The sequence below is a fragment of the Janthinobacterium sp. JF4 genome (assembly GCF_059617925.1).
This window is the reverse complement of record NZ_JCAQAV010000049.1, coordinates 24,978-35,637: the sequence shown is the minus strand read 5'-3', so window position 1 is coordinate 35,637 and position 10,660 is coordinate 24,978. Positions and strand designations below refer to the sequence as shown.

The window sequence follows — 10,660 nt, the reverse complement described above, 5'->3', positions numbered from 1 at the left end:
TCTTCTCGCGCATGCTTGACAGGTTGCGCACGATGGCGGCGCTCTTTTCCCAGTCGGCGTTCTTGGCCAGCGGACAGATGCTGGTGTACGGCCCCACCTGGACCAAGCTGTTGAACTCAGCTTTCGGATCAAACACTGGCGTAGAGTGAATGACCGCCATATTACTACCCCGCTGGCTGGCTCGCATCCTGCGCGCTGCGGATAGTGCACATGATTTCCGTTTCCAGCGCCACCGTGCCGTCGACCGAGCCGACTGCCTTGTATTTCCAGAGGCCGCGCGACACGCGCAGGATTTCCACGTCCATCTTCAATTGGTCGCCCGGTTCGACGGGACGCTTGAAGCGCGTATTGTCGATGCCGACAAGGTACACCACCGAATTTTCATCCGGTTTCACGCCCATCGTCAGGAACGACAGCAGAGCCGCCGTCTGCGCCAGCGCTTCGATCATCAGCACGCCGGGCATCACCGGCTTGTGCGGGAAATGGCCCTGGAAGAACTCTTCGTTGACCGTCACGTTCTTGATGGCGGTGATGGTCTTGTTCGCTTCCCAGTCCAGCACGCGGTCAACCAGCAGCAGCGGATAGCGGTGCGGCAGCAGCGATTTGATGGCGAGGATGTCGAGGGTCTTTTTTTCAGTAGTCATTTTTCGTCTTGCGTGGTCAGTGTTTTAATTGTTTTTTCAAGCGTGCGGATCTTCTCGCGCATGCTTGACAGGTTGCGCACGATGGCGGCGCTCTTTTCCCAGTCAGCATTCTTGGCCAGCGGATAGAAGCCCGTGTACTGGCCCGCTTCGAGAATCGAGCGCGAGACCATGCTGCCCGAGCCCACGTGGACGCGGTCGGCGATGGTCAGGTGGCCCAGCACCATGGCGGCGCCGCCAAAGGTGCAGTACTTGCCGATGATGGCGCTGCCGGCCACGCCGACGCAGCCGGCCATGGCCGTATGCGCGCCGATGTGGCAGTTGTGGCCGATCTGGATCTGGTTATCGAGCTTGACGCCATCTTCGATGATGGTGTCGGCCAGTGCGCCACGGTCGATGGTGGTGTTGGCGCCGATATCGACATCGTCACCGATCACCACCCTGCCCGTCTGCGGAATCTTGATATACACGCCGCCTTCGTTGGCGAAGCCGAATCCGTCGGTGCCGATCACGGCGCCCGAGTGGATGATGCCGCGCTGGCCGATCACGCAGCGCGCGTGGAACGTCACGTTGGCGAACAGCTGGGTGCCGGCGCCGATGACGGCGTCGCGTCCCACCACGCAGCCGGGACCGATGACGCAGCCGGCACCGATCACGGCACCCGCTTCAATCACCGCGTGCACGCCGACGCAGGCGCTGGCGTCCACCTGCGCGCTGGCGTCGACATAGGCGCCAGGATGGATGCCGACCGGCGCCTTGATCTCGTGCAGGGCGGCGAAATACTGCGCTGCGCGCGCGAAATACACATAGGGATTCGGGGTGACGATGCGCGCGCCGGCGTAGTCGTCGCCGATCAGCGCGTCGTCGGCCGGCGTGAGGATCAGCGCGGCGGCGCCGCTCTGGGCCGCCTGTGCGCGGAATTTGCTATTGCTGAGAAAGCTGATGTGCGAAGCGCCGGCGTCGGCCAGCGGTGCGATGCCTGCAACTTCCAGATTCGGATCGCCCGCCAATTGCCCGCCGAAGCGTTCGACCAAGTCTCCTAGTCGAGTGCCCATCGATATACCCTTATAAAAACGCCTGACTATGCCTACTGCGCGACGCGATGTGCGGTCTCCGATGCTCGCTGTGCTTTAGCACCGCTCAGCTTCTCAACCACAACGCACATCCGCTCGCTACGGCACTGTCAGGCGTAAAACTATTACAATTACTTGTCCAGCGCCTTCAAGACCTTGTCGGTAATGTCGATGCGCGGGCTGGCCCACAGGGCTTCCTGCAGCACGATGTCATATCCTTCGATATGCGCCATCTGCTGGATGATGGTGTTGGCTTTTTCCGCGATGGCGCTGCGCTCTTCGTTCGTGCGCTGGCTCAGGTCTTCGCGGAACTCGCGCTGGCGGCGCTGCAATTCCTTGTCCAGCTCGAAAAACTCGCGCTGGCGCTTGGCGCGCTCCGTCTCGCTCAGGGTCGGCATGTCCTTTTCCAGCGCTTCATTGGCGACCTTGAAGCGGGCCGCCAGTTCCTGCACGGCTTTTTCTCGCGAGCGGAACTCTTCGGCCAGCTTGGCGCTGGCCAGCTTGGCCAGCCTCGATTCGTTATAAATACGTTCGCTGCTGATCCAGGCGATCTTCGACTCCTGAGCCTGCGCCTGCACCGGCAACAGCGAACTCCAGCACAATGCGATCACGGCAAGGGTCTTGGGCAGGGTAGCGGATGCGGTGTTCATGATACTCCATGGTCAAAAGGTAAAAGCTGTCGTCCCGGTTCAGATGGCCGGTCAGAAACCGGTGCCCATCTGGAACTGGAAGCGCTCCAGGCGGTCCGTCGGCTTGGCGTTCAGCGGCTTGGCGTAGCTCAGCTTGAGCGGGCCCACCGGTGAAATCCAGCTGATGCCCAAGCCAGCAGAATAGCGCAATTGCGAAAGACGCATTTTTTCGCCTTCCTGGTAGACCTGGCCGCCGTCAAGGAAACCGAACCAGCGCAAGCTGCGGTCATTGCCCGAACCGGGGAACGGCATCTGCAGTTCCGCGTTACCGATCAGGCGCGACGCGCCGCCCAAGGCATCGTTGGTGCTCGGTTCGACCGCGCCCAGCGAGGAACTCAGGTAGCCGCGCACCGAACCGATACCGCCGCCGTAGAAGTTCTTGAAGACCGGATACACGTGCTTGCCGATGCCGTGGCCATAATCGAACTCGCCCTTCAGCGCCAGGGTCACCTTGCTGAACAGCGGACGGAAATACTGGTGCTCATAAATGGCGCGGAAGTATTTCTGGTCGCCGATCAGGTCAGCCTCCAGGTTGACGCGCTGGTAGCGGCCGATCGATGGCGTCAGGGCGCTGTCGCGGCTGTCGCGCTGCCACGCCGCCGTCAGCGGGATGGAATTGGTCGTAGCCGAACCGATACCGTCGGACGGGCCGCCATTGTCAACCACGTACTGCTTGAAGCGGATCGGGCTGGTGATGTCGGTCTCGATGCGCGAACGCTCGGCGCCGATACCGAAGAAGACAGTGTCGACTTCCGAGAACGGCACGCCGAAACTGACGCGGCCACCGGTCTGCTTGATCTTGTAGCTGCCGATGTTCAGCGCTGGCGGTTCCGTCGTACGCAGGTAGACTTCAAAGCTGCGCGAAATACCATCGTCCGTATAGTACGGATTGGTTTGCGAAAACGCGATCGTGCGGCTGTAGTGGCTGGTATTGAGTTCGATGCCGACCGTGTTGCCGCTACCGGCAAAGTTGGCCTGCGAAATCGACGCCGACAGGGTGAATTTTTCCGATTGCGAGAAAGCGCCGCCGATCAGGAAGTTACCGGTTGGTTTTTCCACCACCGTCACGTTGACGTCGACCTGGTCGGTCGTGCCCTGCGCTTCCGGCGTGTCGATGGTCACGTCCTTGAAGTAGCCGAGACGGTCGACACGGTCGCGCGACAGCTTGATCTTGTTGCTGTCGTACCAGGACGATTCGAACTGGCGGAATTCGCGGCGGATGACTTCATCGCGCGTGGTGGTGTTGCCGGCGATGTTCATGTGGCGCACGTACACGCGCTTGCCCGGATCGATGAAGAAGGTAAAGCCCACTTCATGCTTTTCGCGGTTGATTTCCGGATTCGCGTTGACGTTGGCAAAGGCATAGCCGAACGTGGCCAGGCGGTCCTGGATGCGCTTGTTCGTCGCCGTCAGGCGCGCGCCCGAATAGATTTCGCCTTCGCGCATCAGGTTCAGCGCTTTCAGCTCTTCTTCGCGGCCAAACATCTCGCCTTCGAACTTGGTGCCGGCGATCTTGTACTTCTCGCCTTCGGTGATATTGATCGTCAGGTAAATGTCTTTTTTATCGGGCGTGATCGACACTTGCGTCGAGTCGACCTGCATCTCGATATAGCCGCGGTCCAGGTAGTAGGACTTGAGCGACTCGATGTCGCCCGTCAGCTTGGTCTTCGAATATTGGTCGGCCTTGGTGTACCAGCTGAACCAGCCGCCCGTGTTCAGGGCCAGCTGCTCGCGCAGTTCCTTGTCGGTGAAGGCCTTGTTGCCGACGATGTTGATCTGCTTGATGCGGGCCACGTCGCCCTCGTCGACGGCGAACACCACGTTGACGCGGTTGCGCTCGATCGGCGTGACGGTGGTGGTGATCTTCACGCCGTACAGGCCATGCGACAGGTACTGGCGCTTGAGTTCCTGTTCCGCGCGGTCGACGGATGCCTTGTCGAAAATCTTGGCTTCGCCGACGCCGATTTCCTTCAATGCCTTGACCAGCACATCCTTTTCAAATTCCTTGGTGCCCGTGAATTCCACGGTGGCGATGGCCGGACGTTCCTCGACCAGCACCACCAGCACGTCGCCATCGGCTTCCAGGCGCACATCCTTGAACATGCCCGTCGCATACAGCGCCTTGATGGCGGCGATACTCTTCTCGTCGGAGAACGTCTCGCCGACCCGCACCGGCAGGTAGGCAAAGACGGTGCCCGCTTCGGTACGCTGGATCCCTTCGACCCGGATGTCCTTGACAGTAAATGGCTGGACGGCCAGCGCGTGGCCGGAACAGAAGGCCATGACGGCGGCGCCGATCAGGCTGCGGCGAAAGGAAGGCAAGGCAAAACGAGCAGAATGTAATTTCATTGGGGTTATTCAATGGGTAAATCAATGGACAACATACACAAAAGATTGCTTGTGCGACTCACGCAATGGCATCAACCACCGCCCTAATTCAGCAATCGCAACACGTCATTAAAGACGGCAAGCACCATCAAGGTCAGCAACAAACCGATCCCCAGGCGCTGGGCAATCTCGCCTACGCGCTCCGGCAAGGGGCGTCCGGTCAAAACTTCCAGCGAATAATACAGCAAATGCCCGCCATCCAGAACAGGAATGGGTAGCAAATTCATCACGCCCAGACTGATACTGATGAAGGCAATGAAGCTCAGGTAGCTTACCAGGCCGATGCGCGCCGTCTGGCCCGCGTAATCGGCGATGGTAATGGGCCCCGTCACATTCTTCAGCGAGACCTGGCCGGTAATCATCTTGCCCAGCATTTTCAGGCTCATGACACTGGTATCCCAGACCTTGGCGGACGCCTTGCCCACGGCGGCGAACGGTCCGGATGCCACGGTGATCATATCCGGCACCTGCCCCAGCTTTGCCTGTATCTTACCAACTGTTACAGCTCCCTCGGCCCCGGCGCCCGGCACGGCGTCCGGCGTAATGGACAGGGTCAAGTCCTGGCCCTGGCGCAAGAGTTGCAATTGCAAGGTCCGGCCCGGCGCCTGGTTCAGGGTGGCGATGACGGCCGCCACGTCGTGCACGGGCTGCTCGTCGATGGCCAGGATCTGGTCGTTTTTCTGCAGGCCGGCGCGCGCGGCGGCGCCACCGGGCCTGATTTCCATCAGGGTGGGCGCGGAACGGGCCAGGGTCAGGCCCAGCTTGCCCAGCACATCGCCTTCCAGATCCGTTTCCGTCAAGCTGGCCGTCGGCAAGGTCGCCTCCTGCTGGCCGCGGTCAGGCCGGCGCACTTCGATGCGGGCCGGCTGCTTGTCGAGGGTGGCCTGGATCAGCTCCCAGCGCAGCTCGGACCAGCTGGCCACGGCCTTGCCATTCACCGTTTCAACCGTATCGCCGCTGCGCAAGCCTGCCGCATGCGCGGCTGTCTGCTCGGCCACGGGGCCAAGCTTGCTCGACGGCTCTTCGATGCCGTGCATGAACAGGCCCGCGTACAGCACGATGGCGACGAGGAAATTGGCCAACGGGCCGGCGGCCACGATGGCGATGCGGCGCCACACGCTCTGGCGCGTGAATTCGCGGCGCAATTCGCTTTCCGGCAAGTCGCTGAGGTCTTGCGCGCGGCTGTCGAGCATGCTGACATAGCCGCCCAGCGGCAGCGCGGAAATCGCCCATTCCGTCTGGTCCTTGCCAAACTTGCGCGAATACACCACTTTTCCCATGCCGATCGAGAAACGCAGCACTTTCACGCCGCACCAGCGCGCCACCAGGTAGTGGCCCAGTTCGTGCAGGGTAATCAGTGAACCGAGGGCAACGATAAACGCCAGCAAGGTGGTGATCAAGGTCATGCTGCCAGCCTGTGGGCGATGTATGCTTGCGCGGCCAGTCTGGCCAGGCGATCCTGCTCCATCACGGCCTCGATGCTGGACGCGGCGCCGTGCGGCACCGTCTCGATCACGTGGGCGATGACGCGGTCGATCTGGCGGAAGCCGATCTGCTCGTCGAGGAAGGCTTGCACGGCCACTTCATTGGCCGCGTTCAGCAGGGCCGGCGCCGTGCCGCCCGCGCGCAAGGCGTCGAAGGCCAGCGCCAGACAAGGGAAACGGCGGAAGTCGGGACGTTCAAACTGCAGGGTAGCCACTTGCGCCAGATCCAGCTGGGCCACGCCGGAAGCGATGCGCTGCGGATACGCCAGCGCATGCGCAATCGGCGTGCGCATGTCCGGATTGCCCAGCTGGGCCAGCACGGAACCGTCGACATACGACACCATCGAATGGATCACGCTTTGCGGGTGGATCAGCACCTCGATCTGGTCGGCAGGCGCGCCGAACAGCCAGTGCGCCTCGATCACTTCCAGGCCCTTGTTCATCATGGTGGCCGAATCGACGGAAATCTTGCGCCCCATGGCCCAGGTCGGATGCTTGCACGCCTGGTCCGGCGTGACCGCGTCGAGCGTCTCGACGGCGCGCGTGAGGAAGGGGCCGCCCGACGCCGTCAGCACGATTTTCGCCACGCCTGCAGCGCCCGGCGCCCGGCCATGGGCGTGCGGCATGCATTGGAAGATGGCGTTGTGTTCGCTGTCGATCGGCAGCAGCACGGCGCCGTTATCATGCACGGCATCGATGAACAGCTGGCCGGACATGACCAGCGCCTCTTTATTGGCCAGCAATACTTTCTTGCCAGCACGCGCCGCCGCCAGGGTGGGCGCCAGGCCGGCCGCGCCGACGATGGCCGCCATCACGCCCGTCACTTGCGGCGCGCTGGCGATGGCGCACAGGGCCTCCACGCCGTATTCGACTTGCGTCTCGACGCCCTGCCCGCGCAACAGGCGCGTCAGTTCAAGGGCGGCATCGGCCGTGCCGACGACGGCGCGCTGGGGACGGAATTGCAGGCACTGGGCGGCCAGTTCGGCCACGCGGCTGCGCGCGCTCAGCGCATACACGCTGTATTGCTCCGGATGACGCGCGAGCACGTCCAGGGTGGACACGCCGATCGAGCCGGTCGCGCCAAGGATGGTGATGTATTGCATGAGTTTCCTTAAAGCCAGCTGGCCACGAGGGCGGCAAATGGCAGGACCGGGATCAACGCATCGATACGGTCGAGTACGCCGCCATGGCCAGGCAACAGCTTGCTGCTGTCCTTGATGCCGGCGCGGCGCTTCAATTGGGATTCGAACAGGTCGCCGACGATGCTGGCGGCGACGATCAGCAGCAGCACCAGCAAGGCCACCACCCAGCCGCGGCGCAATTGCAGCTGCACGGCGAAGGTGTCTTGCAGGACCGGCAGCGATGGCGCGGCCACGATGGTGATGGCGGCAATGACGAGCACGGCGATGCCGCCGCCGATGGCGCCCTCCCAGGATTTACCCGGGGAAATGCTTGGCGCCAGCTTGCGCTTGCCGAAAGCCTTGCCCGAGAAATAGGCGCCGATATCGGCGATCCACACGAGGGCCATGACGGACAGCAGGTACAGGGGGCTATGCAGGAACAGGGCGATGATGGCGACGAAGCAGCCGACGATGGTCACCGGGTACACCAGGCTGAGCAGGGTGTTGCCCAGGCCTTCGGTGGGCGGCAAGCCCGTCGCCAGCGAGGGCACGAAGCGGATCAGCCAGATGGCCACGCACAGGGCGAACCAGAAATTGAGCTGCGCCATGCCGTTACCGACAAAAAACGTATACGCGAAGGCGGCGGTCCAGACGGCGGCAATCAGGAGCGCCTGGCGATTTTTGAAAATGCGGAAGCTTTCCCAGACGGCGGCGCCAAAGAACGCCGTGGCGATCACGGCGAAGGCGGGGAAATAATTCAGATACAGAACCGGCAGCAAGACCGCCAACAAGACCAGGGCGGTGATAATCCGTGTTTTCAGCATCAGTTTGTCTTTTCAGTTAATTGCGCGCTGGTGCGGCCAAAGCGCCGTTCGCGCTGCTGGTAAGACGCGATTGCCGCGTCGAGGCACTCGGCATTGAAGTCGGGCCAGAAAGTTTCGGTGAAAAACAACTCAGTGTACGCCAGTTGCCACAGGAGGAAATTGGAAATGCGCTGCTCGCCGCCCGTGCGGATGAACAGGTCGGGCTCGGGCGCGTAGGCCATGGCCAGGTGCGGCGCCAGTTGCTCTTCCGTGTAAGCGTGCGCGGCGCTCTGGCCAGCGACTGCTGCCTCGGCCGTCATTTTGTTGACTGCCTGCATGATGTCCCAGCGGCCGCCGTAGTTGGCGCAGATGGACACCGTCAGGCGCGTGTTGTTCGCCGTCTTGCGCTCCGCATTGGCGATCAGGGTCTGCAACTGCTCATTGAAGCGCGACAGGTCGCCCACCACCTTCAGGCGGATATCGTTGGCATGCATCTTGACCACTTCGCGTTCCAGCATGGTAACGAACAGGCGCATCAGCATCGACACCTCTTCTTCCGGGCGGCGCCAGTTTTCCGAACTGAAGGCAAACAGGGTCAGGTACTCGACGCCGCGTTCGAGGCAAGTCTCGACGATGCCGCGCACGGCGTCGGCGCCCTTGACGTGGCCAGCCACGCGGGGCAGGAAGCGCTTGGTTGCCCAGCGGCCATTGCCATCCATAATGATTGCCACATGGCGCGGCACCGCACCCACCTCAGGTACTGCCGTTGTCGAACTCGAATAGATCATGAAAACACGAATACCAAAAATAAAAGATAGCTATTATGCGCCAAATAGCACTGCCCGGAAAAGCCATGCTTTTCCGGGCAGCGTCAAAAGGACTGAAGACTAGACCGTCAGCACTTCTTTTTCTTTGTCGACGACCATCTTGTCGATGTCGGCAATAAACTTGTCCGTCAGCTTCTGCACTTCTTCCGACGAGCGGCGCTCGTCGTCCTCGGAGCAGGCTTTTTCCTTGACCAGCTTCTTCAGCGACTCGTTCGCATCGCGGCGAATGTTACGCACGGCAATCTTCGCGTCTTCCGCCTCGCTCTTGACCAGCTTGACCATTTCCTTGCGGCGCTCTTCCGTCAGCGGCGGCGTCGGCACGCGGATCAGGTCGCCCTGCGCCGACGGGTTCAGGCCCAGGTCGGCGTCGCGGATGGCTTTTTCGATGGTATTGGCCATCTTCTTTTCATACGGCTGCACACCGATGGTGCGCGCATCGATCAGGGTCACGTTGGCGACCTGGGTCAGCGCCGTCGGCGAACCGTAGTAATCGACCATCACGTGGTCCAGGATACCCGTATGGGCGCGGCCGGTACGCACTTTGGCCAGATCGGCCCGCAGTGTTTCCAGCGACTTCGTCATGCGTTCCTGGGTGTTCTTTTTAACGTCAGCTAAGGACATTACCTACTCCTTGTCTTGATAATAATGAATATTCTATTGCGCTTGCGGGTTGAATGGTACCGCAGCCGGGAGTGCCGAAAACCGTTCAGGGCAAGGCGCAGCGCCGAAGACAGTACTTAATGTACGGCGAGGCGCTGCAACGCAGCCATGGGCGGCTTCTCGGCGCTCCGCTTCCCTTATACGTGCACCAGGGTGCCTTCATCTTCGCCCATGATGACGCGCATCAGCGCGCCTGGCTTGGTGATCGAAAACACTTTAATTGGCAGTTTCTGGTCGCGGCACAGGGCGAATGCGGTGGCATCCATCACCTGCAAGTGCTTGGCGATGGCGTCGTCGAACGTAATCGTGTGGAACAGGGTGGCGTTCGGATCCTTCTTCGGATCGGCCGTGTAGACGCCGTCGACCTTGGTGGCCTTCAGGACGATCTCGGCGCTGATCTCGGAACCGCGCAGGGCGGCTGCCGTGTCGGTGGTGAAGAACGGATTGCCGGTGCCGGCGGCGAAGACGACCACTTTACCTTCTTCCAGGTATTGCAGGGCTTTCGGGCGGACGTACGGCTCGACAACTTGTTCGATGCCGATGGCCGACATGACGCGCGCGGTAATGCCGACGTGGCGCATGGCATCGGCCAGGGCCAGGGCGTTCATCACCGTGGCGAGCATGCCCATGTAGTCGGCGGTGGCACGGTCCATGCCTTGCGCGCCAGGCGCGACGCCGCGGAAGATATTGCCGCCGCCAATCACGATTGCCAGTTCCACACCCAACTTCGCCACCTCGGCCACATCGGCCACCATGCGCTCGATCGTGGCGCGGTTGATGCCGTAGGGATCATCCCCCATCAGGGCTTCGCCGGACAACTTGAGGAGGACGCGCTTGTAGGCTGGTTTTGACATGAGCTGGGGCTCCATAAATGAGGTTATTCGAGTATGACATGGCGCAGCGCCTTGCAGCGCCGGATAGGCGCGAGGAAGCTGCCCATGCCGCCGCCCGGCACGACAGGTGCGGGCGGGCCA

General features: G+C 61.7%; 10 protein-coding genes. All 10 read right to left on the bottom strand.

Annotated features, from left to right (window positions below; genetic code table 11):
- Positions 1–164: 164 nt before the first annotated feature.
- On the bottom strand, positions 165–644 hold the full coding sequence (gene fabZ / locus AC54AF_RS24260; RefSeq protein WP_496638613.1) for a 3-hydroxyacyl-ACP dehydratase FabZ: 480 nt from the start codon (positions 642–644) through the stop codon (positions 165–167).
- Entirely contained in the window at positions 641–1,696 is a 1,056-nt protein-coding gene (gene lpxD, locus AC54AF_RS24255) for a UDP-3-O-(3-hydroxymyristoyl)glucosamine N-acyltransferase (RefSeq protein ID WP_496638612.1), read from the bottom strand. Before lpxD ends, fabZ begins: the two co-directional genes overlap by 4 nt.
- 149 nt (positions 1,697–1,845) lie before the next feature.
- Positions 1,846–2,364: an OmpH family outer membrane protein gene (locus AC54AF_RS24250; protein ID WP_131685997.1), complete on the bottom strand. Its 519-nt coding sequence runs from the start codon at positions 2,362–2,364 to the stop codon at positions 1,846–1,848.
- Between the two features lie 51 nt (positions 2,365–2,415).
- Positions 2,416–4,752: an outer membrane protein assembly factor BamA gene (bamA, locus tag AC54AF_RS24245; RefSeq protein WP_496638611.1), complete on the bottom strand. Its 2,337-nt coding sequence runs from the start codon at positions 4,750–4,752 to the stop codon at positions 2,416–2,418.
- A gap of 83 nt (positions 4,753–4,835) precedes the next feature.
- Positions 4,836–6,197, bottom strand: coding sequence for an RIP metalloprotease RseP (gene rseP / locus AC54AF_RS24240; protein ID WP_496638610.1), 1,362 nt, complete (start codon positions 6,195–6,197; stop codon positions 4,836–4,838).
- Positions 6,194–7,378: a 1-deoxy-D-xylulose-5-phosphate reductoisomerase gene (gene ispC / locus AC54AF_RS24235; RefSeq protein WP_496638609.1), complete on the bottom strand. Its 1,185-nt coding sequence runs from the start codon at positions 7,376–7,378 to the stop codon at positions 6,194–6,196. The genes rseP and ispC overlap by 4 nt, the downstream gene beginning before the upstream one ends.
- 8 nt (positions 7,379–7,386) lie before the next feature.
- Positions 7,387–8,220 (bottom strand): phosphatidate cytidylyltransferase, encoded by an 834-nt coding sequence (locus tag AC54AF_RS24230; RefSeq protein ID WP_496638608.1) that lies wholly within the window; start codon positions 8,218–8,220, stop codon positions 7,387–7,389.
- A complete protein-coding gene (gene uppS, locus AC54AF_RS24225; RefSeq protein WP_131685992.1) occupies positions 8,220–8,987 on the bottom strand; it encodes a polyprenyl diphosphate synthase in 768 nt (255 codons plus the stop codon). The genes AC54AF_RS24230 and uppS overlap by 1 nt, the downstream gene beginning before the upstream one ends.
- Positions 8,988–9,086: 99 nt before the next feature.
- Complete coding sequence (gene frr / locus AC54AF_RS24220) at positions 9,087–9,647, bottom strand: ribosome recycling factor (RefSeq protein ID WP_034784152.1); 561 nt, start codon at positions 9,645–9,647, stop codon at positions 9,087–9,089.
- A gap of 176 nt (positions 9,648–9,823) precedes the next feature.
- On the bottom strand, positions 9,824–10,540 hold the full coding sequence (gene pyrH, locus AC54AF_RS24215; RefSeq protein WP_034752258.1) for a UMP kinase: 717 nt from the start codon (positions 10,538–10,540) through the stop codon (positions 9,824–9,826).
- Between the last annotated feature and the right edge of the window lie 120 nt (positions 10,541–10,660).